Origin of the sequence: Streptomyces sp. NK15101 (assembly GCF_020400725.1) — a bacterium.
Taxonomy (GTDB): domain Bacteria; phylum Actinomycetota; class Actinomycetes; order Streptomycetales; family Streptomycetaceae; genus Streptomyces.
Genome location: NZ_JAINVG010000043.1, coordinates 1 through 25,635, shown reverse-complemented (window position 1 = coordinate 25,635; position 25,635 = coordinate 1). Strand labels below are relative to the sequence as shown.

Sequence of the window (25,635 nt, the reverse complement as noted above, 5' to 3'; positions counted from 1 at the left end):
TCGCCGGGACGCGGCTCAGATCCACGCTCCCCGGTCGGTGAGCACGCCGCGCAGCGTCTCCAGGTGATCGGTCATGATGCCATCGACTCCCAGGTCGAGGAGAGAGTGCATCCGGGCCGGATCGTTCACCGTCCACACGTGGACCTGGAGCCCGCGCGCGTGCGCCTCCCGCACGAACCGGCGGTCGACCACCGGGACCCCGGCCTGGCGCTCCGGGACCTGCGCCGCCACCGCTCCGGCCCGCACGGCCGCCGGGATCCCCCAGGAGCGCAGCCGGAGCCCGACCACTCCGCCCACCCCGTACGAGGTGGCGAGCTCGGGACCGGCCAGCCGCTGGGCCCGTGCCGCCCGGGACTCGGTGAAGGAGCCCACGCAGACCCGGTCCCAGGCCTTCTTCCTGCGGATCAGGTCGATCAGCGGGTGGAGGGCCGACTCCGCCTTGAGGTCCACGTTCCAGCGGGCCTCGGGGAACTCCTCCAGGAGGTCCGCGAAGAGCGGCAGCGGCTCCTTGCCGGCCACGCGGGCCTCCCGCACCGCCGCCCAGGGCAGGTCGCGGATCCGGCCCGAGGCGTCCGTCACCCGGTCGAGGGTCGCGTCGTGGAACGCGACGAGCACCCCGTCGGACGTCGTGTGCACATCGGTCTCGAAGTAGCGGTAGCCCGCCGCGGCGGCCTGGCGGAAGGCGGCCGCGGTGTTCTCCAGGCCGTTCGCCGTGCCGCCGCGATGGGCGAACGCGAGAGGGGAGGAATGGTCGAGATAGGGGTGGCGTACGCGAGTCACGGCCGCAGTATGGCGCCTTCCGGTGTCCCGGCGGCGACCGAGGAGGGGACGGAGACCGGCTCGGGGGTGAGCGCGGCGCTGCCGGAGGCGGGTTCGGCGACGGGCGCGACGCTGCCGGGAGCGGGTTCGGAGGCGGATTCCGCGCTCTCGGATCCCGCCGGCTCCGGGACGGCGAACCGGCGCAGGAAGAACTGGGCGAGCGGTCCGATCGCGAGCGCGTACAGGACCGTGCCGACACCGACCGAGCCGCCGAGCAGGAAGCCGGTGGCGACCACCACGACCTCGATCGCCGTCCGCACCAGACGGATGGACCGGCCGGTGAGCCGGTGCAGACCGGTCATCAGGCCGTCGCGCGGGCCGGGCCCGAACCGCGCCGCGATGTACAGGCCGGTGGCGACCCCGTTGAGGACGATGCCGAGCAGGAGCAGCGACACCTGCCCGACCGGCCCGTGGACGTCCGGGACCAGGGCCAGGGTGCCGTCCATCGCCAGACCGATCACGAACACGTTGGAGACCGTGCCGAGCCCGGGCCGCTGCCGGATCGGGAGCCACAGCAGCAGCACCACCGCACCGACGGCGATCGACACCACGCCGATGGTCAGCCCGGTCCTCTCGGCGAGGCCCTGGTGCAGGACGTTCCAGGGCTCCAGACCGAGCCCGCTGCGCACGAGCAGCGCCGAACTGGCCCCGTACAGCGTCAGTCCGACGTACAGCTGGACGAGCCGGCGGGTGAGGTGCCGGCCGTGGAGACCGGAGGCCATGGACAAGGGAATGCCCCCAAGGTGGTGGTAGTGGACTGACTCGTGACACTCTGTGGCGGGGGATCGGATGTCAACCATGGCCAATTCGAGGAAGGTGGACTGATTTCCATGGCTCAGTGGACTTCGGCGGTGGGACCGGCCCAGCTCGCCCGGCAGCTCCAGGCGCAGCAGCCCAGGCCCGCCGGCCCGGGCACCCGCAAGCCGCCCGCCTACCGCGCCCTGGCCGACGGCATCCGGCTGCTCGTCCTGGAGGGCCGCGTCCCGGTCGCCGCCCGCCTGCCCGCAGAGCGGGAACTCGCCCTGGCGCTCACCGTCAGCCGCACCACGGTCGCCGCCGCCTACGAGGCGCTGCGCACCGAGGGCTTCCTGGAGTCGCGGCGCGGGGCCGGCAGCTGGACCGCCGTGCCCGCCGGGAACCCGCTGCCCGCGCGCGGGCTCGAACCGCTGCCCCCCGAGTCCCTCGGCTCGATGATCGACCTCGGCTGCGCGGCGCTGCCCGCCCCCGAGCCCTGGCTCACCCGGGGCGTCCAGGGCGCCCTGGAGGAACTGCCGCCCTACGCCCACACGCACGGGGACTACCCGGCCGGGCTGCCCGCGCTGCGGCAGATGCTCGCCGACCGGTACACCGCGCGCGGGATCCCCACCATGCCCGAGCAGATCATGGTCACGACCGGCGCCATGGGCGCCATCGACGCCATCTGTCACCTCTTCGCGGGGCGGGGCGAGCGGATCGCCGTCGAGTCGCCCTCGTACGCCAACATCCTCCAGCTGATGCGCTCGGCCGGCGCCCGGCTCGTGCCCGTCGCCATGGCCGAGGGCCTCGGCAGCTGGGACCTGGGCCGCTGGCGGCAGGTGCTGCGGGACGCGGCGCCCCGTCTCGCGTACGTCGTCGCCGACTTCCACAACCCGACCGGCGCGCTCGCCGACGAGGACCAGCGGCGGCAGCTCGTCGAGGCGGCCCGTTCGGCCGGCACGGTCCTCGTCGTCGACGAGACCATGGCCGAGCTGCACCTGGACGAGGACCTGGAGATGCCCCGGCCGGTCTGCGCCTTCGACCCGGCGGGCGCCACCGTCCTCACGGTCGGCTCGGCCAGCAAGGCCTTCTGGGCGGGCATGCGCATCGGCTGGGTCCGGGCCGCGCCCGACGTCATCCGTTCCCTGGTGGCCGCCCGCGCGTACGCCGACCTCGGCACCCCCGTCCTGGAGCAGCTCGGCGTCAACTGGCTGATGCGGACGGGCGGCTGGGAGGAGGCCGTGAGCCTCCGTCGCGAGCAGGCCAGGGAGAACCGGGACGCGCTCGTCGCCGCCGTCCGCCGGGAGCTCCCGGAGTGGGAGTTCGTGGTCCCGCGCGGCGGTCTGACCCTCTGGGTCCGCACCGGCGGGCTGTCCGGCTCCCGGCTCGCCGAGGTGGGGGAGCGGGTCGGCGTCCGGGTGCCCTCCGGCCCCCGCTTCGGGGTCGACGGAGCCTTCGAGGGCTTCGTCCGGCTGCCCTTCACGGTCGGCGGCCCGGTCGCCGACGAGGCGGCCGCCCGGCTGGCCGCCGCGGCCCGCCTGGTCGAGTCCGGCGCCGGCGGGGGAGCGGAACCGCCGAGGTCGTTCGTGGCGTAGCCGGCTCACCACGGACGTACGGAGGGCCCCACGCGCGCGTGGGGCCCTCCGTACGTCCGTGGTCCGACCTTCTCAGCCCTCCGCCGGGACGGGCGTGTGGAACGGGGCCGGGCCGGAGTCCGGTTCGACGCGGGGCGCCGGCGCCGGTTCGGGGGACGAGCCGGTGACCGTCTCGACCGCGGCGGCCGAGACCGTCACCGTGTCCTGGGAGGCGACCGACGCCGACGCCGGGGTCTTGACCGTGAGGACGGGCGGGTCCGCGGGCGCGGCGGGGGTCTTGACCGTGACGACGGGCGGGTCCGCGGATACGGCCGGGGCCGTGATCGCGCGGCGCTCCGGGAGCAGCTCCAGGACCGCCTGGCGGTGCGTCTCGCTCGTCGCGTCGTCGTACGGGTCGGGCGTCGCCGGCACCTGGAGCCGCAGGACCGGGCCGGTGCCCAGGCGCGCGTAGCCGCGGCCCGCCGGGACCTCGGGCGTCGGGGTGGTGTGCGGCCGGGCACCGAGGACGGCCGCGATCTGCTCCGGGGTGGCGGGGCCGAGGACGATCCGGGCCCGGGTGTGGGTCCGTACCGCCTCGCCCAGCATGTCCGTGCTGTCGAACTGCTCGGCCACCACCACCGTGACCTGCGCCGTGCGCCCGTGCCGCAGCGGCACCTGGAGCAGCTCCTGCGGGTCGGGGCGGCCGTCGGCGGCGGCCAGGTGGCCCAGGATGCTCGGCCGGTCGAGCAGGATCCACAGCGGCCGACGGGTGTCCTCGGGCGCGGGCTGCCCGGCCTGCCGGGCCCGGTTCGCGGCGATCAGCCGCCGCTCCGTCTCGTGCGCCGCCCACTCCAGGGTGGCGAGGGCCCCGGAGAGTCCGGACTCGACCGCGAGGACGCCGGCGCGGCCGGTCAGGCAGGCGTACTCGCCGGTGCCGCCGCCCTCGACGATCAGCACGTCGCCGTGGGGGAGGGCCTGGAGCGCGATCGAGCGCAGCAGGGAGGTGGTGCCGCTGCCGGGCTGGCCGACGGCGAGCAGGTGCGGCTCCGTGGAGCGGGGGCCGGTGCGCCAGACGACGGCCGGCGCGTCCTCGGTGCCGTCCGCCGAGACGACCGGCACGGTCCGCTGCACGGCGTCGGCGTCGGTGAAGCCGAGGACGGTCTCGCCCGGGACCGTGACGAAGCGCTGGGCGGCGATGGTGGTGGGCAGGGCGGGCAGCACGCTCATGACGAGCTGGTTGCCCTCCTCGTCCCAGTCGAAGCGGTACTCGCGGCCGCGCCCCGACTTGGCGTGCAGCAGCTGCTCGATGCGGGCGCGGGCGGCGGGTTCGCCGTCGGTGAAGTACGGGGGGTAAGCGATCTTCAGCCGGGTGAGCCGCCCGTCCTCGTCGAAGGCGTGCTCCCCGAAGGCGCCGCTCCACTCGCCGCCGTGGGCGAAGAGGGGCGCCGGGTCCTCCGGCACGGAGAAGTACGGCACGAGCGCCTCGTACAGGCCCTTGAGCCGGGCGATCTCCGCGTCGTCGGGCCCGGTCTTCACGACCGGGCGCTCCCGGCCCAGCCAGGCGGCCACGGCCATGAGCAGGACGAGCGCGAGGAGCGGCCCGTACGGCATGAGGGCGACGACCAGGACGCAGGCCGCGACCAGGAGCAGCGTGGGACCACGCCGCTCCTTGGGGGTCGCGGCCCACCTGGCGCGCGCGGTCGCGGCCAGCTTCCGCAGACCACGGGAGACCGTGATCAGCGGATGGAGCACGTCGGTGGCGCTGTCGGCGGCCGTGCGCGCGATCTCTCGACTGCGAGCGATCTGTGCGCTGCCGCTGCTCAGAATGCGGGGGAGTGGTCGCCGGGCCACGAAGTACTCCTGAATCGGTGGAAGGGACTGAAGGGCGTCAGAACTTGATCCCGCCCAGGAGACCGGCGAGGCTCTGGCCGCCCGCCGTGATGCTCGGGGCGATGGCGGTGCCCGCGAGGTAGAAGCCGAACAGTGAGCTGACGAGGGCGTGTGAGGCCTTCATGCCGTCCTTCTTGAAGAACAGGAAGCAGATGATGCCGAGCAGGACCACGCCTGAAATGGACAGGATCATTGGTTGTTCTCCTGGTTGAGGGGACAGTCACCATGAGTTCTTCCAGGTTCACAGCAAGTATCTATGTGATTAAAGGTGCATTAGGGTGAAAAACGGCTGATTTCACTTGACCGGCGGACGGCGGATGCCCTGCCGGGTGGCGAAATCTCCGGCGTGCGCTAGGGGCGGACACAGGGGGTGGGACGACGTGATCTTTGCCTCGGCCGGGCACGGTCATGTCGCCGGACGGGCAGTACCCTGTCGATTCACTCGTACGGCCGCGCCGGCCGTGCACAGACCGACCACGCAGGAGAGAGGCGGTTCCACCCGATGAGCGAGACTCCGGACCCCGAGGTCATCGAGCTGGCGTCCAAGGTCTTCGACCTCGCACGCACGGGTGACGCCGACGCCCTCGCCGCCTACGTCGACGCGGGCGTCCCCGCGAACCTCACCAACGACAAGGGCGACACCCTCGTCATGCTCGCCGCCTACCACGGCCACGCCGCTGCGGTCGCCGCCCTCCTGGAGCGCGGCGCCGAGGCCGACCGTGCCAACGACCGCGGCCAGACCCCGCTCGCCGGCGCCGTCTTCAAGGGCGAGGACGCGGTGATCCGCGCCCTCCTCGCCGCAGGCGCGAATCCGGAGGCAGGGACTCCGTCCGCGCTCGACACCGCCCGCATGTTCGGCAAGACCGAACTCCTGGAGCTCTTCGGAGCCAGGTGAACGGCGGCTGAACCCCAGGTGGGAGCAGGGGCGTAAATGTGGTCGCGGTGGCGAAATGGGTGGGTCATCATGACGTCGGGTCCGGCAAAACGGGCCACCGACGAGAGGCTGAGGAAGATGGTCACTGGCAGGCGAACGACGACGGGCGGCCCCGAATGTTGCCGCACGGCCTAGGCGTACGGGCGGTGTACCGCCCGACCGGGCTCCCCCCGGTATCCCCCGGTCGTGTCGACAGCTTGATGTGAGGCGTCTTCCCATGTTCGATCCAGTCATAGCGCCGAGCGGCACCCTGCTCGGCCTGCTGCAGCGGGGCCGCGGCGACGGCACCCTGCACGCGCTCGCCGCGCCACGCGCCGAGGCCCTCGCGGCCCTCAACCACTGCGTTCTCGACGACCCCCGCCACGACTGGCAGGTCGAGAACCGCTCCCTCTACTACGCCCGTCTCTACCTGGACCTCCACGGAGGTCTCGACGAGATCGAGGCGCACCTCCTGGGTGCCGAGGACCACCTCGACACCGAGGAGTCCAGGACCGGGCTCGCGCTCGCCGTCCTCGGACACCTCGCCTCCTACGGACGCCAGGACGCCCTGCTGCTGCTCCGGCGGTACGCGGCGACCGGCACGAACTGGGCGTGGGCCCTGGACGAGCTGGCCCTCCGCGACGACGACGCCGGACTCCGCGCGCTCGCCCTGCCCGTGCTGGCCCGCTTCCCGGCCGACGCGGACGGCGACGCCGAACTGGCGCGCACCGTCCGCGACGCCTTCGAGCCCCGCCCCTGGCGGCTGTGGGCCGAGGACCCGCGCGAGGCCGTCGGCGCCCGCGTCAGGGCCGCCCAGGAACAGGGCTCCTTCGACCGCTGGCAGCGCCAGATGCGTCCCGCCGGGCCCCGCCCCGGCTGGAGCGTCAAGGCCGTCCTCGACTGGGCACAGGAGGGGTACGAGCGCGGAGCCGTCCTCTACGGCCCCGCCGCCCGCTGCCTGACCGCCGTCGCCGGACCCGAGGACCGGCCCGAGCTCCTCGCCGCCGCCCGGCACGGCGCGACGGGGGCCCGCGGCGCCGCCCTGCACCACCTCGCCGAGTCACGGGACCCCGCCGTCCTCGACCTCGTCGAGGCCGCGGCCGACGGCGACTCCCGCGAGGCCGCCGACGCGGCCGTCGCCGCCTACCGGCGGATGTGCGGCGAGGACGCCGTCGCCCGCGCCCGCGCGTGGGTCCGGCGCACCGACGCCCTCGGGACGGCCGCCGCCGAGGTCCTCGCCTGCCGCGGCACCGCCCAGGACGCCCCCCTCGTCCTCGGCGCCCTGCGCGGCACCGTGCGCTCCGGAGGCCCCGACGCCCCCGAGCTCGCCTGCCTCGTCGACGGAGCCGGACGCCTCGGCATCGCCTGCGCGGCACCCGTGCTGCGCCACGTCTACCGCGAGACGACCTCCTCCCGGCTGCGCGGCCACGTGGCCCGCGCCCTCGCCGCCACCGATCCCACCTTCGCGACCGGCTTCGCCGTCGAATGCCTCTGGGACTGCGAGGAGACCACCCGCGAGGTCGCGGCCCAGCACGCCGAGACCGGTGACGTGCGCGTCGCCGAACGATTGCGCCGCCTCGCCGCCGACCCGGCCGAAGAGGTCGAGGTCCAGACGGCGGTGCGCAACCGGATAGGGCCGGACCTCCAGGTCTGACCCCGGCTCCGGGGCGGCGACAGGTCCGGCCAACCCCTCCCGGCCCGACCTCGCGCACCCGAGCCACCGCCACCCGGCCCCCGGGGCGGCGCGGCCTGCGGCGGAGAACCCGCCGACCGTGGCCCCGCCCCGGGGCCGGCGCGTCTCCGGGGCCGGCGCGGGGCCCGTGTGTCCCCGGCGCGGGCCCGAGCGAGGCCCGGCACGTCCCCGGCGCGTCCCTGGCTCGGGCCCGGCCCAGGGCCTGGTGCGTCCCGGCTCGGGCCCCGGGCCCGGAGACGCACCCGCCCCCGGGGGAAACGCTCACGGGACGTTCCCTCCCCGTCCAGATCCACGTCGGCGGGGGCACGCCGGACACGACGACAACACCCGTATGCGTGTCGTCATCGTCACCGAATCCTTCCCTCCCGACGTCAACGGTGTGGCGCACTGCGCCCTGCAGACCGCGCGCCACCTCGTCCGGCGGGGTCACACCCCGCTCGTCATCGCCCCCGCAGTCGCCGACCCGGCCGCGGACGCCGACGCCCCCTGCGCCGTCGTCCGGGTGCCCTCCCTCCCCCTCCCCGGCTACCCGCAGGTCCGGGTCGCCCTGCCCAGCCGCCGGGTCGCCGCGGCCATCACCGCCCACCGCGCCGACCTCGTCCACCTCGCCGGACCGTTCGTCCTCGGCGCGCGGGGGATGACCGTCGCCACCCGGCTCGGCATACCCGCCGTCGCCGTCTACCAGACCGACCTCGCCGGCTACGCGCGCACGTACGTCGGGACCGGCGAGGGCGCCGCCTGGCGCCGCCTCCGCGCCGTGCACGGCGCCGCCGACCGCACCCTCGCCCCGTCCTCGGCCGCCGTGCGGGACCTGGAGGCCCACGGCATCGGCCGCATCCGGCTCTGGGGACGTGGAGTGGAGACCACCCGCTTCCGCCCCGGACTGCGTGACGCCGCCCTGCGCCGGGAGCTCGCCCCCGACGGGGAACTCCTCGTCGGCTACGTGGGCCGCCTCGCCCCCGAGAAGCGGGTGGACCTGCTCGCCGGAGCCTGCGCGCTCCCCGGCGTCCGGGTCGTGGTCGTCGGGGACGGGCCGAGCGGGCCCGCCCTGCGCGCCGCCCTGCCGGGCGCCCGGTTCCTGGGCCGCCGCACCGGCGCGGACCTCGCCCGGATCTTCGCGTCGCTCGACGTGTTCGTCCACACCGGCCCGTACGAGACGTTCTGCCAGACCGTCCAGGAGGCCATGGCGAGCGGGGTCCCCGTCGTCGCCCCGGCCGCCGGCGGACCCCTGGACCTGGTCGACCACGGCCGCACGGGGCTGCTCGTCCCCCCGGGCGACCCGGACGCGCTGCGCGAGGCCGTCGCCGAGCTCGCCGCCACGCCCGGGACGCGCGCCGCCTTCGGCCTGGCCGCACGGGCCGCCGTCGCGGGACGCACCTGGGAGGCCCTCGGGGACGAACTGATCGGCCACTACCTGGAGGTGCTGCGCGAGCGGACGGCGGTGGCGGCGTGAGCGGCGTCCGTACGGGAGACGGCACCGGACTCCGGATCGTGCGGCTCGCGAACTTCGTGACGCCCACCTCGGGCGGCCTCCGCACCGCCCTCGACCAGCTCGGCCGCGGCTACCTGGCCGCCGGCCACGAGCCCGTCCTCGTCGTGCCCGGTGACGTCGCGAGCGACCACCACACCGAGCAGGGCCGGGTCGTCACGCTCCCCGGCCCCGTGCTACCCGGCACCGGCGGCTACCGGGTCCTCGCCGACCGGCGCCGGGTCCGCCGGCTCCTCGACGGACTCGCCCCCGACCGGATCGAGGTCTCGGACCGCACCACGCTGCGGTGGACGGGGGAGTGGGCGCGACGCGCGCGCGTGCCGTCGGTCATGGTCTCCCACGAGACCGCGGACGGCGTGCTGCGCACCTGGGGCGTGCCGCCCGCACTCGCGGCCGGCGCGGCGGACCGGCTCAACCGCCGCACGGCATGGGCCTTCGCGCGGATCGTGTGCACGACGGAGTGGGCGGAGCGCGAGTTCGCGCGGATCGGGGCCCGCAACGTCGTACGGGCCCCGCTCGGCGTGGACCTGGACCGCTGCCGGCCCGGCCGCCGCAGCACCGTGCTGCGCGCCCGGTACGCCGGCGGGGAGCGGGTGCTGCTCCTGCTGTGCTCCCGCCTCTCGGTCGAGAAACGGCCGGGCACGGCCCTGGACGCGCTGGAGGAGCTGCGGGCCTCGGGGACCGCGGCGGCGCTCGTGGTGGCGGGGGACGGGCCGTTGCGGGGCGCCCTGGAACGGCGGGCGCGCGAGCGGCGGCTCCCGGTGCGGTTCCTCGGGCACGTGGCCGACCGGGAGGCGCTGGCGGACCTCCAGGCGGCGGCCGACGTGTGCCTGGCCCCGGGGCCCGCGGAGACGTTCGGCCTCTCCGCCCTGGAGGCCCTGGCCTGTGGGACGCCCGTCGTGGTCAGCGCCTCCTCGGCCCTGCCCGAGGTCGTGGGCACGGCGGGGGCGGCCGCCGCCGACACGCCGGGCGCCTTCGCCACCGGGGTGGAGGGCCTTCTCGCGGTCCCGGAGAGCGTCCGCCGCCGGGCCGCACGCACGCGTGCGGAGGTCTTCTCCTGGAACCGCGCCGTCACCGCCTTCCTCCACGCCCACGACGCCCTCCCGGCGGTCCGGCCGCTCGTCCCCGAGGAGGCCCGCCGATGACAGGGGGAGCCGCGAAGGCGGTGACGGCCACCGCCCCGGCCGCCGTGGAGACGCCCACCGCGAAGACGCCCACCGCCCCGGCCGCCGTGGAGCCCGCGCCGACCGCGCCCGGCCCCGCCGCGGCTGGCGACGCCGGGCCCCTTCGGTTCGCCGTGCTCGGGGACTCGTTCAGCGAGGGCGTCGGGGACCGGGCCGGCGGGGCCTGGCGGGGGTGGGCGGCGCTGCTCGCCCAGGGACTCACGGCCGAGGGGCGTGAGACGGCCTTCCTGAACCTCGCCGTCAGCGGGGCGCTCGGCGCGGACGTCGCCGACGAGCAGACACCCCGCGCCCTCGAGTTCCGGCCGCACCTCGCCTCCGTCGTCGTCGGCGTGAACGACACCCTGCGCCGCACCTTCGACATCGAGCTCCTCACCCGCCGCCTGGACCGGGTCTGCGCCGATCTCCACGCCGTCGGGGCAGTACTCCTGACGGCCTGCCTCCCCGATCCGGGCCGGATGCTCGGCCTGCCCCCGCCCCTGGCGCGCCCGCTCGCCCGCCGCCAGCGCTCCGTCAACGCCGTCGTCCACGCGCTGTCCGCCCGGTACGGAGCCGTCCATCTGCATCTGGCCGACCCCGTCTGGACCGAGGACCGCACCCTGTGGAGCGCCGACCGGCTGCACCCCGGCGAGCGCGGCCACCGGGCCGTCGCCGCAGGCTTCCACCGGCTCCTCGCCGCACGGGGACTCGCCCACGGCGCACGGCCCTCGGCAAAGCCCGCCCAGCCGCCGCCGACCCGTACCGAGACCCTGCTGTGGCTCGCCACCGCCGGTACGGGCTGGGTCCTGCGCCGCAGCCGCGACCTGCTCCCACAGCTCCTCCTGCTCGCCGGCACCGAACTGCGCCACTGGGCCGACGGCACCGGCACGGCGCCCCTCGACGCGCGCGCGGACGACGCCCTCACGGCCGCGCTCGCGGCCACAATGGGGAGATGAACGGGCGCTGGGAGTTCTGGATCGACCGGGGCGGCACCTTCACCGACGTCGTCGGGCGACGCCCCGACGGCCGGCTCGTCAGCCGGAAGGTGCTCTCCCACGACCCCGCCCGCCGGCAGGACGCGGCCGTCGCCGGCATCCGCCTCCTCCTCGGCCTGGGCCCCGGCGAACCCGTACCCGCCGACCGGATCGCCGTCGTCAAGATGGGCACCACCGTCGCCACCAACGCCCTCCTGGAGCGGCGCGGCGAACCGACCGTGCTCCTGATCACCGAGGGCTTCCGCGACGCGCTCCGCATCGCCTACCAGAACCGGCCCCGGCTCTTCGACCGGCACATCGTGCTGCCCGAGGCGGTGTACGCGCGCGTGATCGAGGTTCCCGAACGGGTCGACGCCCGCGGCCGCGTCGTCCGTCCGCTGGACGGGCCCGCCGTCGCCGGAGCGCTCGCCGCCGCGCGCCGCGACGGCTTCCGCTCCGCCGCCGTCGTCCTGCTGCACGGCTACCGGCACCCCGAGCACGAGGTCCGGGTCGCGGCGGCGGCCCGCGCCGCCGGCTTCACCCAGATCAGCTGCTCGCACGAGGTCAGCCCGCTCATCAAGCTCGTCCCGCGCGGGGACACCACCGTCGTCGACGCCTACCTCTCGCCGATCCTGCGCCGGTACGTCGACGAGGTCGCCCGCGAACTCGCCGGCATCCGCCTCATGTTCATGCAGTCCAACGGCGGACTCCGCGAGGCGGCCCACTTCCGCGGCAAGGACGCCGTCCTGTCGGGCCCGGCGGGCGGCGTCGTCGGCATGGCCCGCACCTCGGCGCAGGCGGGGCACGACCGCGTCATCGGCTTCGACATGGGCGGCACCTCCACCGACGTGTCGCACTACGCGGGCACCTTCGAGCGCGAACTCGGCACACAGGTCGCCGGGGTGCGGATGCGGGCGCCCATGATGAGCATCCACACCGTCGCGGCGGGCGGCGGCTCCGTCCTCCACTACGACGGGCGCCGCTACCGGGTCGGCCCCGACTCGGCCGGCGCCGTCCCCGGCCCCGCCTGCTACCGCCGCGGCGGACCCCTGACGGTCACCGACGCCAACGTCATGCTCGGGCGCGTCCAGCCCGCCCACTTCCCCGCCGTCTTCGGCGAGACCGGCGACCGTCCCCTCGACGCCGAGGTCGTACGGGAGCGGTTCACCGCCCTCGCCGAGGAGGTCGGCGGCGGCCGCACCCCCGAGGAGGTCGCCGCGGGCTTCCTGGAGATCGCCGTCCTCAACATGGCCAACGCCGTCAAGAAGATCTCCGTGGAGCGCGGCCACGACGTCACCCGGTACGCCCTCACCAGCTTCGGCGGCGCCGGCGGCCAGCACGCCTGCGCCGTCGCCGACGCCCTGGGCGTCGACACCGTCCTCGTACCCCCGCTGGCCGGAGTGCTCTCGGCGTACGGGATCGGGCTCGCCGACGCCACCGCCATGCGGGAGCGGTCCGTGGAGGCCGAGCTCGACGCCGCCGGCACCCACGCGCGCGTGACCGCCCTGTGCGCCGAGCTCGCCGCCCGCACCCGCGAGGAGCTCCGCGCCGACGGACTGCCGGACGCGGCGATCACCACGCACGCGCGCGTGCTCCTGCGCTACGCGGGCACGGACGCGAGCCTCCCCGTCGACCTCGCACCGCCCGACGAGCTGAGGACGGCGTTCACGGACGCCCACCGAGCGCGGTACGCGTTCACCCTCGACCGGCCGCTCGTCGTCGAGGCCGTCACCGTCGAGGCCGTCGGGAGCGCCGGCCCGCACGGACCGGTCCTCGTCGGCACCGCGGAGCGCGACGGCCCCCTCGCCGCCGTGGCCACCGTCCGGATGCACAGCGCCGGCACGCCCCACGACGTCCCGCTCCACCGGCGCGAGGACCTGCGGCCCGGCGACGGCGTCGACGGGCCCGCCATCCTCGCCGAGGCCGACGCCACGACCGTCGTCGACACCGGCTGGCGGGCCACCGCCACCGACGGCGGTCACCTCCTGCTGCGCCGCGTCGTCCCCCGCCCCGCGCGCGTGGCCGCCGGCACGGACGTGGACCCCGTCCTCCTGGAGGTCTTCAACAACCTCTTCATGTCCATCGCCGAGCAGATGGGCGTCCGCCTGGAGAACACCGCCCAGTCGGTCAACATCAAGGAACGCCTCGACTTCTCCTGCGCCCTCTTCGACGCCGAGGGCAACCTGATCGCCAACGCGCCCCACATCCCCGTCCACCTCGGCTCCATGGGGGAGTCCATCAAGGAGGTGCTCCGCCGGCGCGGGGACGACCTGCGCCCCGGCGACGTGTACGCGATCAACGACCCGTACCACGGCGGCACCCACCTCCCCGACGTCACCGTCGTCACGCCGGTGTTCGACGACCGCGGGGACGGACTCCTCTTCCTCGTCGCCTCCCGGGGGCACCACGCCGAGATCGGCGGCATCACCCCCGGCTCCATGCCCGCCTTCAGCCGGACCGTCGACGAGGAGGGCGTCCTCTTCGACAACTGGCTGCTCGTACGCGACGGACACCTCCGCGAGACCGAGACCCGCGCCCTGCTCACCGGCGCCCGCCACCCCTCCCGCGACCCGGACACCAACCTCGCCGACCTGCGCGCCCAGATCGCCGCCAACGAGAAGGGCATCGAGGAACTGCGGCGCACGGTCGGGGAGTTCGGGCTCGACGTCGTCCAGGCCTACATGCGGCACGTCCGCGCCAACGCCGAGGAGTCCGTACGGCGCATCGTCGCCCGCCTGGAGGACGGCGAGTACCGCTACGAGACCGACGGGGGCGCGGTGATCCGGGTCGCCGTCCGGATCGACCGCGAACGGCGCTCCGCCCTCATCGACTTCACCGGCACCTCCGCCCAGCTGCCCGGGAACGCCAACGCGCCCACCGCCGTCGTCATGGCCGCCGTCCTGTACGTCTTCCGCACCCTGGTCGACGAGGACATCCCGCTCAACAGCGGCTGCCTGGAGCCCCTGGAGGTCCGCGTCCCGCCCGGTTCCATGCTCGCCCCCGTCCACCCGGCGGCCACCGTCGCCGGGAACGTCGAGACCTCCCAGGCCGTGACGGGCGCGCTCTACGCGGCCCTCGGCGTCCAGGCCGAGGGCTCCGGAACCATGAACAACGTCACCTTCGGCAACGCGCGCGTGCAGTACTACGAGACCGTCGCGAGCGGCTCGGGCGCGGGCGACGGCTTCGACGGCGCCGACGCCGTCCAGACCCACATGACCAACTCCCGGCTCACGGACCCCGAGATCCTGGAGTGGCGCCACCCCGTCCGGGTCGACGCCTTCGCGGTGCGGGAGGACGGCGGCGGGCGCGGCCGGTGGCACGGCGGCTGCGGCGTGGAGCGGCGCCTGCGCTTCCTGGAGCCGATGACGGTGGCCCTCCTCACCGGCCACCGCAGGGTCCCGCCGTACGGGATGGCCGGCGGCGAGCCGGGCGCCCTCGGCGAGAACCTCGTGGAACGCGCCGACGGCACCGTCGAGCACCTCGGAGGCGCCGCCACCACGGAGGTGGGCCCCGGCGACGTCCTGGTCCTGCGCACCCCCGGCGGCGGGGGCTACGGCCCGCCGCCCCCGTGACCGTCACCGCACCGGCAGGAACCGCACCGGCGTCCCCGGGACCGCCTGCGCCGCCGTGCCCAGGTCGGCCTCCCGGACCACCGCGACCACCGGATAGCCCCCGGTCGTCGGATGGTCCGCCAGGAACACCACCGGGCGCCCGTCCGGCGGCACCTGCACCGCGCCCAGGACCATGCCCTCGCTCGGCAGTTCACCCGGCACGGCCCGCTCCAGGGCCGGGCCCTCCAGCCGCAGGCCGATCCGGTTGCTGGCCGGCGACACCCGGTACGCGCGCGTGGTGAAGGCGCGCAGGGCCGCGGCGGTGAACCAGTCGTCCCGGGGGCCCGTCCGGACCCGCAGGACGAGTTCGTCCGGCGGCCCCGGCCAGGGAGGAGCGTCGACCGCCCCCCGTACGGCCGTGTCCGCTCCCAGCGGCAGCACCGTCCCCTCCGCGAGCGGCGCCGGGCCGAGGCCCGACAGCAGGTCGGTTGAGCGGCTGCCGAGCACCGGCGCGACGGCGATCCCGCCGCCGAACGCCACGTACGAACGCAGTCCGCGCACGGCCGCGCCCACCTCAAGGACGGATCCGGCGCCGACCCGGACCGCCGCCCCCCAGGCGGCCGGGCGGTCGTCCACCCGGACCGGGCACGGCGCGCCGCCCACCGCCACGGTCACCGCGCACCGGGGCCGCAGCGCGCATCCGCTGACCGTGGTCTCCAGGACCGCCGCGTCCTCCGCGTTGCCGACCAGCCGGTTGACGAGCCGTGCGGCCGCCGGGTCGAGGGCGCCCGAGCGGGGCACGCCGAGGTGCGCGTACCCCGTGCGCCCCAGGTCCTGGACGGTGGTCAGCGCCCCGGCCCGGACCACGGCGACCGCCCGGTCGTTCATCGCCCGCCTCCCGCCGTGAACCGGACCCGGGTGCCGGGCGCGAGCAGCGCGGCCGGGTCCCGCCCGGCGTCCCACAGCACCGCGTCCGTGGTGCCGATCAGCTGCCAGCCGCCGGGGGAGGAGCGCGGGTACACCCCCGTGTACGGGCCGGCCAGGGCGACCGACCCTGCCGGGACCACCGTCCGGGGCGTGGCCCGGCGGGGCACCTCGTACCGCTCGCCGAGCCCGGTCAGATAGCCGAAGCCGGGCGCGAACCCGCAGAAGGCGACCCGGAACTCGGCCGCCGTGTGGATCCGCACCGCCGCCTCCACGGACACGCCCCAGAGCGCGGCGACCTCCGGCAGGTCGGGCCCGTCGTAGCGCACCGGCACCTCGACGGCCTCGCCCACGCGCGCGTGGAGCGGCGCCGGTTCCCAGTCGGTCAGCTCGGCCGCGAGCCGCTCCGGATCGTCCACCCCGTCGAGGAGCACCGTCCGCGCCGCCGGCACGATCTCCCGTACTGCGGGCAGCGCACCGGCCGCCCGCTGCCGCAGCAGCTCGGCGTGGAAGGCCTCGGTCGCGTCGCCGCCCTCCAGTTCCACCAGGAGGGCCCGGTCGCCCACCCTCAGCACCCTCACGCGAAGGCCTCCACGCGCACGCCGGAGGCCTCGAGCCGCTCCCGGACCCGCCGGGCCAGGCCCACCGCGCCCGGGGTGTCCCCGTGCAGGCAGAGCGACCGGGCCCGCACGGCGACGGAGCTCCCGCAGTGTGCCGTGACGACGCCGAACCGGGCCATGGACACCGCCCGTTCGACGACCTCGTCCGGATCCGTGACGACGGCCCCCTCCTGCCCCCGTGGCAGCAGGGAGCCGTCCGCCCGGTAGGCCCGGTCGCCGAAGGCCTCGGCGACGACCGGGAGCCCGGCCGCCGCGGCGGCCTCGTGCAGCCGGGACCCCGGCAGCCCGAGGACCGGCAGCGTCCGGTCCGCGAGCAGCACGCCGTCGACGACCGCCGCCGCCTGCTCCGCGTCCCGGACCACCCGGTTGTAGAGCGCCCCGTGCGGCTTCACGTACGAGACGCGCGCGCCCGCGGCCCGCGCGAAGACCTCCAGGGCGCCGATCTGGTACGCCACCTCGGCGGCCAGCTCCGCCGCCGGGACGTCCATCGCCCGCCGCCCGAAGCCCGCCAGGTCGCGGTAGGACACCTGGGCCCCGATCCGCACACCGCGGGCCGCCGCGAGCTCGCAGACCCGCCGCATGGTGACCGCGTCCCCGGCGTGGAAACCGCAGGCCACGTTGGCGCTGGTGACGACGGACAGGAGCTGTTCGTCGTCGGTCAGCGTCCAGCGGCCGAAGCCCTCGCCGAGATCGGCGTTGAGATCGATCGGGACCCGGGTCATGTGGTGCTTCCTCTCTCACCTGGTGGTGCGGTGGTACGTGCCGGCGCCGTTCGGACGGCGATGCGGTGGTGGTCGTCCCGGACGTCGGTGACGAACATCCGGCCCGGGGCACGGATGATCGCGAACGGCGGGCGCGAGGCCGTCACGGCCGCCTGCGGGGTGACCCCGCCGGCCCAGAAGACCGGCGCGTCGCCCGCCTCGGCCTCGACCGCGTCCCCGAAGCCGGGCCGGTCCGGGTCCCGGATCCCGAGCGCCGCCGGATCCCCCGCGTGCGCCGGCGCCCCGTGGACGACCGGCATCGGACCGCTGATCCGCCGCGCCACCGGGACGAGCTCCGCCGGGACCGGCCGCATCGACACCGCCATCGGGCCGTGCAGCCGCCCCGCCGTCCCGGCCCGGGCACGCGCGCGTGCCTCGCGCGGATCGGGAACCACCGCCCCGCTCATGCGAGTTCCCTCCCGCGGGTCTCGGGCAGTCCGAACAGGGCGAGCACGGCCAGGCCGTAGCCGACGGCACCGAAGACCAGCGCCCCGCCCACGCCCCAGCCCTCGGCGAGGAAGCCGACCAGGGTCGGGAAGACGGCTCCGACCGCGCGCCCCGTGTTGTACGTGAGCCCCTGCCCCGTGCCGCGCACCGGCGTCGGGTACAGCTCCGCGAGGAAGGAGCCGAAGCCGCTGAAGATGGCCGACATGCAGAAGCCGAGCGGGAAACCGAGGAGCAGGAGCAGGGTGTTCGCCCCGGCGGGGATGTGGGTGTACGCGAGGACGGACGCCGCGGACAGCACGGCGAAGAGGGCGATGTTCTTCTTCCTGCCGAGCCGGTCGGTGAGGTACCCGCCGGTCAGGTAGCCGGTGAAGGCCCCGGAGATCAGCAGGGTCAGATATCCGCCGGTGCCGACCACGGTCAGGCCGCGCTCGGTCTTCAGGAAGGTCGGGACCCAGGTGGCGAGTGTGTAGTAGCCGCCCTGGACGCCGGTCGAGAGCAGGATCGCGAAGAGCGTGGTGCGCAGCAGACCGGGACGGAACACGGCCCCGAGCGAGCCCCGTCCGGCGTCGGCCCTGCGGGCCTCGGCGGCCTGCGGGGCGTCCTCCACGTTCCGCCGCACGTAGACGACGAGGAGCGCGGGCAGCGCTCCCGTCCAGAAGAGGATCCGCCAGGCGAGGTCCGCGTCGGCCCACTGGAACACCAGGGTGTACGCGAGCACCGCAAGGGCCCAGCCGGCCGCCCAGGCGCTCTGGACGGCGCCGAGCGTCCGGCCCCGGTGCTTCGCGGAGGCGTACTCGGCGACCAGGATCGCACCGACCGCCCACTCGCCGCCGAAGCCCAGGCCCTGGAGCGCCCGGAAGACCAGCAGGGTCTCGTAGTTCGGGGCGAAGCCGCACAACACGGTGAAGACCGCGTAGGTGACGACCGTGATCATCAGGGCCTTCACCCGCCCGACGCGGTCGGCGAGGACGCCGGCGAGGGCGCCGCCGACCGCGGAGACGACGAGGGTGACGGTGGTCAGGAGGCCGGTCTGGCCCTTGTCGAGGCCGAAGTGGGCGGCGATCGCCACCATCGACAGGGGCAGCGTGAAGAAGTCGTAGGAGTCCAGGGCGTAACCGCCGAACGCGCCGCCGAAGGCGCGCCGGCCGCGCGGCCCGAGGCCGCGCAGCCAGGCGAACGCGCCCGTGTCGACGGGCCGTTCGCCCTGGGAGTGGTGCCGGGTCTGACTCGTGCTCATCTGCACCTCGCAGCAGAAGGAGGAGCGTGCCTGAGAGACGTACCGAGGAACCGTGCGGTGCGGTCAAGGTAGAGGATTGTTGAACGATCCGACAAGAGGAGTGTTGTCGCCTCCCCGATTCTGCGGTTGACTCGGCCGCGGACTACGGAAGGGGCGAGGCGCTGTGGACGTGAGTGGGGCCGGCGGACTGACGGACGACCGCGTACTCCTGGGGCGTACGAGCACGGCCGAGCGGGTCGCGGACATCCTGCGCACCCGGATCGCGGAGGGCTACTTGCCGCCCGGCGCCCGGCTCTCCGAGGAGAGCATCGGCGGCGCCCTCGGTGTGTCCCGCAACACGCTCCGCGAGGCCTTCCGGCTCCTCACCCACGAGCGCCTGCTCGTCCACGAACTCAACCGGGGCGTCTTCGTCCGCGTCCTCGCCGTGGGTGACGTGGACGACATCTACCGCACCCGGCGGCTCGTCGAGTGCGCCGTCGTGCGGGGCCTGGGGCAGCCGCCGTTCGCCGTCGAAGGCCTCGCCGCAGCCGTCGCCGAGGGCGAAACCGCGGCCCGCGCCGACGACTGGACGGGCGTCTCCACGGCCAACATCCACTTCCACCGCGAACTCGTCGCCCTCGCCGGCAGCGCCCGCACCGACGAACTGATGCGCGGCGTCCTCGCCGAACTCCGCCTCGCCTTCCACGTCGTCGACGACCCGCGCGCCCTGCACGAGCCCTATCTCCGGAGGAACCGGGAGATTCTGGACGCCCTGTGCGCCGGTGAACGGGCCTCGGCGGAGCGACTCCTCGCCCGCTACCTCGACGACTCCCGCACCCGGGTCGCCGCCGCCTACGCCCGGGCCGTCGACGATCCGACGGCACCCGCCGGCTGACGGCAGAGCCCGTGCGAGGCTACCCGGAGAACCGGTCGTATCTGCGCCGTTTCGACCGTTGTCAGGGTGAGGACCTAATCTGTGCACCGTGACTTCGCCTGCCTCGACGGACCTCGCTCCGCCCCAGCTCAGCGCGGGGCCGCGCCCCGCGCAGGGCCCGGCCGCCGACGAAGGGCTCGCGCGGCGGCTCCGCGCGCTCGCGTGCACCGCCCCGCTGCACGACCTCGACGCGCGCAAGGCGAACCTGGCCGGCGAGTACACGGTCTACGCGATGGCCGAGGTGGCCCTCGCCGCGATCGACCTCATCACGCTGAACATGGACTTCGACACCGGCGCCGACCACGAGCAGATCGTCGCCCGCCTGCTGCCCCGCGTCGCCGCCCAGGCACCCACCCGCCCCGCCGCCGAGCACGAGCGCGTCGCCCGCTGGGTCCTGGAGAACCTGATCAACGTCGGCAGCGTCGACCGCGGCTTCCGCGCCGTCTACGGAACCTTCGGCACCGACGGCGTCTACGTCCGCCGGGACTACGACTTCAAGCTCATCGAAGAGGTCCCGGGCTACGGCGGCGGGGTCTACCTCCGCACCACCGACGAAGCGGTCAACGTCCTCGTCGGAGCCCTCGACACCGACGTCACCAGCGCCCAGATCGCCGCCGAGGTGAAGCTGGAGGTCCTCATCAACCGGGGCCGCCTGGCCGACGCCCAGCTCGCCGCCGAGCAGGCGCGCTACCGGACCGTGCAGTACGCCGAGACCCTCCGCAAGACCCTGGAGGCCACCCGGCGCAACGTCCGCGCCGTCGACTGGCTCCACACCGTCCCCGACATGATCGCCGAGGCGCTCGACCACGTGGCCGACCGCTACCGCCACGAGAACGCGATCCTCACCAACATCCGCAAGGCCCGCGACGAGGCCGAGGCCACGAACGACGCGAAGACCGCGGAGCACAAGCGGCGTGCGGCCGAGCTCGTCGACATCGTCAAGGACTGCATCCGCCGCCACACCCAGCTCCAGTCCCGCCTCCTCGAAGCCGGGCCCCTCTTCCGCGCCGAGCAGGACCGGCAGGCCTTCGCCGCCCCCACCGCGTACACCGGACTCGACCTGTACGGCCAGCTGGTCGCCCCCGTCCTGCCGCTCCCCGTCGAACAGGCCACCCGCGTCACCGACGCCTTCTTCGCCCACGGCACCGGACTGCGCACCCCCGCCTCCGTGCGCCTCGGCGACCTCGTCGACCTGCTCCTCACCCCGCCCGTCGAGCGCGAGCACCTCGGCGCGGAGATGCCCGAGCCCGACCTCATCGCCACCCCCGACGACTCCCGCTTCAGCGAGGAGCAGCTCGCGAGCGCCCTGCGCCTGCTCGACCTGGAGCACGACGCCCCGCGCCGCCTCTCCGGCCTGCTCGCCGAGGCCCGCCGCCTCGACCCCGACCTTCCGTACCTCGTCGCCCTCCTCGCCGTCCACGCGGCGAGCCCCCCGGTCGGCACGGCCTACCGCCAGGGCGAGGAGCGCCTCCTCTTCGCCGTCGACGACGGCACCCCGCTCGACGACCCCGAGTTCGGCGGCGCCGACCTCATCGTCGGTACGGCGATGCTCGACGCGGCGGGCATGGCCGCGGACCGCACGGAGGCCTCGTGACCCTCGTCCCCCAGGCCCCGACGACCGCCACCGACCCCGCCCTCCCCGACACACCGGCTCCCAGCGGCCCGACGGACGCCCCCATACCGACCCCCGCCACCGCACCCCGGCCCGAGACCGCGCGGAACCCGGAAGCCGTACGCGAGCCCGGGGCCGCGTCGGCGCCGACGGTCGTACGCGAGCCCGGGGCCGCGTCGCAGCCGGAAGCCGCACCCGAGCCCGAGGCGGCCCCGGTGCCTACGGCCGCACCCGAGCCGGAGGCCGTACCGAAGCCCGAGGGCGCCCCGATGCCTACGACCGTCCCGGCGCCGGAAGCCGTACGCGAGCCCGAGGCCGCACCCGAGCCGGAGGCCGTCCCGGCGCCGACAGCCGTACGCGAATCCGAGGCCGTCCCGCAGCCCGAAGCCGTGCCCCAGCCCGAGGTCGCCCCGGAGTCCGCAGCCGTACGCGAGCCCGAAGCGGTGCCCGAGCCCGAAGCCGTGCTCCGGTCGGATCCCGTGCGGGCCGCCGACGCGTCGCCCGCTCCGGCAGCCGCCGACGCGGCGCCCGCCCCGGCAGCCGCCGGACGGCCGCGGTTCGGGACCGTGGCGGTGCCGGAACCGGCCCGCATCCCGCCCGCGCGGCGCCGGGGCCTGCCGTCCGTGCGCGCCGTGCGGCTCACGGACGAACCGCCCGCGCCCGTCGACCGCTCCGGCCCCGCCGTCGCACCGGCGGCCGTCACCCCCGTCCCGCTGCCCGTGCCCCGCCCCGCCCCCCGCGCCGTACCGACCGAGAGCCGTACCGAGGAGCCCCAGCCGTGAGCGAAACCCACGCCGAGTACACCGACGCGTGGAGCGAGCAGGAGCCCCCGCAGCCCCCGGCCGCGTCCACCGCCTCCGCCGTCACCCCCGCGGACGCCGCCGACGCGGCCCGGCTCGTCTCCTTCGGCCTCCAGCCCAAGCTGCTCCCGGCCCGCGACGCCGAGTACGCCGAGCTCCTGCGCCGCTACCGCGAGGACCCCGCATTCGCGCGCCTCGCCGACGCCGTCGCCACCGGCCTCGGACTCGTCGTCCTGGAGGTGTCCCCGCGCGCCGGCATGGCCGTCACCGCGGGCGAGGACTCCGTCTTCGCCGTCCGCATGGGCGACTACGCCCGCCGCGCCTCCACGGACTCCGCCGACCGGTTCCTGCACGGCCTCGCCCACCTCGCGGTCGCCGCCATGGCCTTCCCCCGGCCCGAGGACCTCGCCGACGACGCGTACATCGGCCGGTTCACGGTCAACGGCGTCGACGCCTTCGTACGCCAGGCCTGTCTGCGTCTCGAGCAGCGCGCCGAGGAGCAGGGCGAGAACACCGACCCGGCCTCCGACGCCCCCGGCCTGGAGGCCGCCTGGCGGACCTACGCCCGCCGCAGCGCCACCGGAGCCACCAAGGACGCCCGCCGCCTCGCCGGTTCCACCACCGGCATCGTCGGCAAGGCCGCCGCCTTCCTCACCGACTCCGGCTTCCTCCAGCGCACCGGCGACGAGGGCGGCGGCTCCTACCGCACCACCGCCCGCTACCAGCTCCAGGTCCGCGACATGGCCGGCTCCGCCGCCATGGCCGAGCTCCTCGACCTCGGCGTGGTCCCCGTCAGCGACGGCTCCGCGACCCTCCTGCCGCCGCCCGAGGGCGACGACCTGGAACTCGCCGCCGACGCCGGCCTGCCGTTCCATGCGTGACCGCCCCGCGTAACACCCCGCGCAACCGACCTTCCTGAGCACGACGAGCACGAGAGCACGAGAGTCCCTCGCCATGTACGAGCTGTCCCGGGTCCGCCTCTACTCCATCGGTCCCGCCGGTGCGCGCTACGCCGACACCGTCCTGGACCTGCGCGGAGTCGGCGCACCCGTGCCCCACCCCGCCCCCACCCAGGCGGAGTTCTTCGAGGAGGAGCCGGTCGGCCCGCCGCGCCGCCCGGCCCCCGCGGGCGTGCTCTTCCTGGAGAACGGCGGCGGCAAGTCCGTCCTCCTCAAGCTGATCTTCTCGGTCATGCTCCCCGGCCACCGCAACACCCTCGGCGGCGCCAGCTCCGGCGTGCTGCGCAAGTTCCTCCTGGCCGACGACTGCGGCCACGTGGCCCTGGAGTGGCAGCACACCCTCACCGGCGAACTCGTCGTCGTCGGCAAGGCCAGCGAGTGGCGCGGCCGTCAGGTCTCCAACGATCCGCGGAAGTTCGCCGAGGCCTGGTACTCCTTCCGTCCCGGCCCCGGACTCAGCCTGGACAACCTCCCCGTCGCCGAGGCGACCTCCGTCCGCCCGCCCGCCGAGGGCGCCTCCGGCGCCACCGGCCGTCGCCGCACCATGAAGGGCTTCCGCGACGCGCTCACCGAGGCCGGGAAGGCGTACCCGCACCTGGAGGTGGTCTGGGAGGAGATCCACGACCGCTGGAACGAGCACCTCGGCGACCTCGGCCTCGACCCCGAACTCTTCCGCTACCAGCGCGAGATGAACGCCGACGAGGGCGAGGCCGCCGGCCTCTTCGCGGTCAAGAAGGACTCCGACTTCACCGACCTGCTGCTGCGCGCCGTCACCGACACCCGCGACACCGACGGCCTCGCGGACCTCGTCGGCGGCTTCGGCAACAAGCTCGGCCGCCGCGCCGAACTGACCGCCGAGCGCGACTTCACGGCCGGCTCCGTGGACCTCCTCGGCCGGATCGTCGAGGCCGCCGGGACCCGTGCCCACGCGCGCGAGGTCCACGCGGGCGCCGAGCGCCGCACCCGCACGCTCGCCCGCCGGCTCTCCGCCCGCGCCGCCGAGGAGCGCGGCCGCGCCGCCGAACTCGCCCAGCAGGTCACCTCGGCCGGCCACGCCGTCGCCGAGGCCGAGACCGCCCGCGGCCGCAGCTCCCTCATCGCCGCCGAACTCGCCTACCGGCACGCCTCCCTGGCGCTGACCGCCGCCGAGAAGGGCGCCGCCGCCCAGCGCCGCGAACTCATCGACGCCCGCACCCTGCACTCCGCCTGGCAGGCGGCCGAGGCGGTGCTGCGCCACCGGGCCGCCGGCGACCGCTCCGCGCGCGTGGCCGCCGCCATCCGCGAGGCCGAGCGCGACGCCGCCCCCGCCCTGGCCGCCCGCGCCAAGGCCGCCGCCGATCTCGTACGGGCCCTCGCCGCCGCCGCCGAGGAGGGCGAGCGCCACGCGGCGGAGGAGGAGGAACGCTCCACCGCCCTCCAAGAGGTGGGCGAGGCCGCCCACCGGGACGCCACCGCCGCCGCCACCGAGGCCCAGCGGGCCCGCAGCGAGGCCGGCCACCTGCGCCAGCGGCTCGCCGAGGTCGAGCAGGAGACCGCCGAGGCCGTCCGGGCCGGCTGGCTCGACGACACCGCCCCGGACGCCGACCCGGCCCGCGCCGCCCTCGCCGCGAGCGACGCGGAGAAGACGACGGTCGCCGCCTGGGACACGGCCCGCGAGGCCGCCCGCACCGCGGCCGAACGCGCGCGTGAGGCCGCCGGCGCCGAGTCCCGCGCCGAACTCGCCGCAGCCCGCGCCGCGGACGCCGCCGAGGCCGCCGGGAACGCCTACGACGCGGAGCGGCGCGCCGCCGAGTCCCTCGCCTCCGAGGAGCGCCTCGCCGAACTCCTGAGCCTGCCGTCCTCCGGCTCCCCGCTCCCCGGCCCGCGCACCGCCGCCGGCTCCGACGCCGAGGCCCCCGAGGGGAACGCGGGCCCCGGGACCGCGCCCCAGGGCCCGCTCACCGTCACCGAGTTCGACCGGTACGCCGACGAGCTGCGCGGCCTGCTCGACCAGGCCGTCGCCTCCGCCGAGAGCCGCCTCTTCGAGCTGCGCACCGCCGCCGCCGACGACTCCCGCATCCTCGGCGCCCTCGGCGACGGCGGCCTGCTGCCGCCCGGCCCCGACGTCCTCGCCACCGTCGAGTACCTCGGCGAGCACGGCATCCCCGCCCTCCCCGGCTGGCGCTACCTCGCCCAGGCCGTGGACCCCGCCGACCACGCCCGGGTCCTCGCCGCCCGCCCCGAGCTCGTCGACGGCGTCGTGATCACCGACCCCGTCTCGTACGGACGCGCCCGCGAGGTCCTCGCCGCCGCCGCCCTGCTGCCCCGCTCCGCCGTCGCCGTCGGCACCGCCGCGGCCCTCCTCGCCCCCGTACCGGCACAGGAGCCGGCCGAGGACACCGGTGTCTTCCTCGTACCGCCGAACCCGGCCATGCACGACGAGCACGCGGCCGACGAGGAGCGGCACGCGCTGCGCGCCCGCGCCGCCGCCCGCGACGAGGAGATCCGCACCCTCGCCGCCCGCCTCGCCGGCGACCGCGCCCTCGCGTCCCGGATCGGCGCCTGGCGTGCCGACTGCCCCTTCG

At 75.8% G+C, this 25,635-nt stretch carries 19 protein-coding genes and 2 pseudogenes; 12 read left to right on the top strand and 9 right to left on the bottom strand.

The window, feature by feature from the left end:
• Positions 1–15 precede the first annotated feature (15 nt).
• Positions 16–780: a glycerophosphodiester phosphodiesterase gene (locus K7G60_RS22770; protein WP_225802779.1), complete on the bottom strand. Its 765-nt coding sequence runs from the start codon at positions 778–780 to the stop codon at positions 16–18.
• A complete protein-coding gene (locus K7G60_RS22765; RefSeq protein WP_225802778.1) occupies positions 777–1,541 on the bottom strand; it encodes a YitT family protein in 765 nt (254 codons plus the stop codon). The genes K7G60_RS22770 and K7G60_RS22765 overlap by 4 nt, the downstream gene beginning before the upstream one ends.
• Before the next feature lie 108 nt (positions 1,542–1,649).
• Here K7G60_RS22765 and K7G60_RS22760 point away from each other — a divergent pair, with 108 nt between their 5' ends.
• The gene (locus tag K7G60_RS22760; RefSeq protein WP_225802777.1) at positions 1,650–3,149 is read left to right on the top strand and encodes a PLP-dependent aminotransferase family protein; all 1,500 of its coding nucleotides are present in this window, start codon (positions 1,650–1,652) and stop codon (positions 3,147–3,149) included.
• Positions 3,150–3,221: 72 nt separating this feature from the next.
• Here the strand turns inward: K7G60_RS22760 and K7G60_RS22755 are convergent, their stop codons facing one another.
• A complete protein-coding gene (locus K7G60_RS22755; protein ID WP_225802776.1) occupies positions 3,222–4,979 on the bottom strand; it encodes a hypothetical protein in 1,758 nt (585 codons plus the stop codon).
• A gap of 37 nt (positions 4,980–5,016) precedes the next feature.
• Entirely contained in the window at positions 5,017–5,211 is a 195-nt protein-coding gene (locus tag K7G60_RS22750) for a hypothetical protein (protein WP_030691317.1), read from the bottom strand.
• A gap of 309 nt (positions 5,212–5,520) precedes the next feature.
• Here K7G60_RS22750 and K7G60_RS22745 point away from each other — a divergent pair, with 309 nt between their 5' ends.
• The 6 genes from K7G60_RS22745 (at position 5,521) to K7G60_RS22720 (ending at position 14,819) form a co-directional block, all read left to right on the top strand.
• The gene (locus K7G60_RS22745) at positions 5,521–5,913 is read left to right on the top strand and encodes an ankyrin repeat domain-containing protein (RefSeq protein WP_225802775.1); all 393 of its coding nucleotides are present in this window, start codon (positions 5,521–5,523) and stop codon (positions 5,911–5,913) included.
• A 256-nt stretch (positions 5,914–6,169) separates the two neighbouring features.
• The gene (locus tag K7G60_RS22740) at positions 6,170–7,585 is read left to right on the top strand and encodes a HEAT repeat domain-containing protein (RefSeq protein WP_225802774.1); all 1,416 of its coding nucleotides are present in this window, start codon (positions 6,170–6,172) and stop codon (positions 7,583–7,585) included.
• 370 nt (positions 7,586–7,955) lie between these two features.
• Positions 7,956–9,077 carry a glycosyltransferase family 1 protein gene (locus tag K7G60_RS22735; protein ID WP_225802773.1) on the top strand — a complete coding sequence of 374 codons (1,122 nt, stop codon included), beginning with the start codon at positions 7,956–7,958 and terminating at the stop codon, positions 9,075–9,077.
• Positions 9,074–10,258 (top strand): glycosyltransferase, encoded by a 1,185-nt coding sequence (locus K7G60_RS22730; protein ID WP_225802772.1) that lies wholly within the window; start codon positions 9,074–9,076, stop codon positions 10,256–10,258. The genes K7G60_RS22735 and K7G60_RS22730 overlap by 4 nt, the downstream gene beginning before the upstream one ends.
• Positions 10,255–11,229, top strand: coding sequence for an SGNH/GDSL hydrolase family protein (locus tag K7G60_RS22725; protein WP_225802771.1), 975 nt, complete (start codon positions 10,255–10,257; stop codon positions 11,227–11,229). Before K7G60_RS22730 ends, K7G60_RS22725 begins: the two co-directional genes overlap by 4 nt.
• Positions 11,226–14,819 carry a hydantoinase B/oxoprolinase family protein gene (locus tag K7G60_RS22720; RefSeq protein WP_225802770.1) on the top strand — a complete coding sequence of 1,198 codons (3,594 nt, stop codon included), beginning with the start codon at positions 11,226–11,228 and terminating at the stop codon, positions 14,817–14,819. The genes K7G60_RS22725 and K7G60_RS22720 overlap by 4 nt, the downstream gene beginning before the upstream one ends.
• A 3-nt stretch (positions 14,820–14,822) precedes the next feature.
• Here K7G60_RS22720 and K7G60_RS22715 read toward each other — a convergent pair whose 3' ends face one another.
• The 5 genes and pseudogenes from K7G60_RS22715 to K7G60_RS22695 form a co-directional block, all read right to left on the bottom strand.
• Entirely contained in the window at positions 14,823–15,686 is an 864-nt protein-coding gene (locus tag K7G60_RS22715; RefSeq protein ID WP_225802769.1) for a biotin-dependent carboxyltransferase family protein, read from the bottom strand.
• The gene (locus K7G60_RS22710) at positions 15,683–16,303 is read right to left on the bottom strand and encodes an allophanate hydrolase subunit 1 (protein ID WP_225802768.1); all 621 of its coding nucleotides are present in this window, start codon (positions 16,301–16,303) and stop codon (positions 15,683–15,685) included. The genes K7G60_RS22715 and K7G60_RS22710 overlap by 4 nt, the downstream gene beginning before the upstream one ends.
• Entirely contained in the window at positions 16,300–17,064 is a 765-nt protein-coding gene (locus K7G60_RS22705; protein WP_225802767.1) for a LamB/YcsF family protein, read from the bottom strand. The genes K7G60_RS22710 and K7G60_RS22705 overlap by 4 nt, the downstream gene beginning before the upstream one ends.
• 59 nt (positions 17,065–17,123) lie before the next feature.
• Positions 17,124–17,450 (bottom strand): annotated as a pseudogene (locus tag K7G60_RS22700) (D-glutamate cyclase family protein); the annotation flags it as partial.
• 56 nt (positions 17,451–17,506) lie between these two features.
• Positions 17,507–18,787: an MFS transporter gene (locus K7G60_RS22695; RefSeq protein WP_225802766.1), complete on the bottom strand. Its 1,281-nt coding sequence runs from the start codon at positions 18,785–18,787 to the stop codon at positions 17,507–17,509.
• A gap of 163 nt (positions 18,788–18,950) precedes the next feature.
• Between K7G60_RS22695 and K7G60_RS22690 the strand changes: the two genes are divergently transcribed.
• The 5 genes and pseudogenes from K7G60_RS22690 to K7G60_RS22670 all read left to right on the top strand — a co-directional run.
• Positions 18,951–19,661 (top strand): GntR family transcriptional regulator, encoded by a 711-nt coding sequence (locus tag K7G60_RS22690; RefSeq protein WP_225802765.1) that lies wholly within the window; start codon positions 18,951–18,953, stop codon positions 19,659–19,661.
• 88 nt (positions 19,662–19,749) lie between these two features.
• Positions 19,750–21,294, top strand: coding sequence for a hypothetical protein (locus K7G60_RS22685; RefSeq protein ID WP_225802764.1), 1,545 nt, complete (start codon positions 19,750–19,752; stop codon positions 21,292–21,294).
• Positions 21,291–22,094 (top strand): hypothetical protein, encoded by an 804-nt coding sequence (locus K7G60_RS22680; RefSeq protein ID WP_225802763.1) that lies wholly within the window; start codon positions 21,291–21,293, stop codon positions 22,092–22,094. The genes K7G60_RS22685 and K7G60_RS22680 overlap by 4 nt, the downstream gene beginning before the upstream one ends.
• Positions 22,091–22,993 (top strand): DUF4057 domain-containing protein, encoded by a 903-nt coding sequence (locus tag K7G60_RS22675; protein WP_225802762.1) that lies wholly within the window; start codon positions 22,091–22,093, stop codon positions 22,991–22,993. The genes K7G60_RS22680 and K7G60_RS22675 overlap by 4 nt, the downstream gene beginning before the upstream one ends.
• A gap of 73 nt (positions 22,994–23,066) precedes the next feature.
• Positions 23,067–25,635 (top strand): annotated as a pseudogene (locus K7G60_RS22670) (hypothetical protein); the annotation flags it as partial.

Coding starts and splice junctions, on each gene's coding strand:
- K7G60_RS22765 (WP_225802778.1), bottom strand. CDS start 1,541: ATGGCCTCCGGTCTCCACGGCCGGCACCTCACCCGCCGGCTCGTCCAG.
- K7G60_RS22760 (WP_225802777.1), top strand. CDS start 1,650: ATGGCTCAGTGGACTTCGGCGGTGGGACCGGCCCAGCTCGCCCGGCAG.
- K7G60_RS22735 (WP_225802773.1), top strand. CDS start 7,956: ATGCGTGTCGTCATCGTCACCGAATCCTTCCCTCCCGACGTCAACGGT.
- K7G60_RS22745 (WP_225802775.1), top strand. CDS start 5,521: ATGAGCGAGACTCCGGACCCCGAGGTCATCGAGCTGGCGTCCAAGGTC.
- K7G60_RS22750 (WP_030691317.1), bottom strand. CDS start 5,211: ATGATCCTGTCCATTTCAGGCGTGGTCCTGCTCGGCATCATCTGCTTC.
- K7G60_RS22725 (WP_225802771.1), top strand. CDS start 10,255: ATGACAGGGGGAGCCGCGAAGGCGGTGACGGCCACCGCCCCGGCCGCC.
- K7G60_RS22705 (WP_225802767.1), bottom strand. CDS start 17,064: ATGACCCGGGTCCCGATCGATCTCAACGCCGATCTCGGCGAGGGCTTC.
- K7G60_RS22695 (WP_225802766.1), bottom strand. CDS start 18,787: ATGAGCACGAGTCAGACCCGGCACCACTCCCAGGGCGAACGGCCCGTC.
- K7G60_RS22740 (WP_225802774.1), top strand. CDS start 6,170: ATGTTCGATCCAGTCATAGCGCCGAGCGGCACCCTGCTCGGCCTGCTG.
- K7G60_RS22715 (WP_225802769.1), bottom strand. CDS start 15,686: ATGAACGACCGGGCGGTCGCCGTGGTCCGGGCCGGGGCGCTGACCACC.
- K7G60_RS22720 (WP_225802770.1), top strand. CDS start 11,226: ATGAACGGGCGCTGGGAGTTCTGGATCGACCGGGGCGGCACCTTCACC.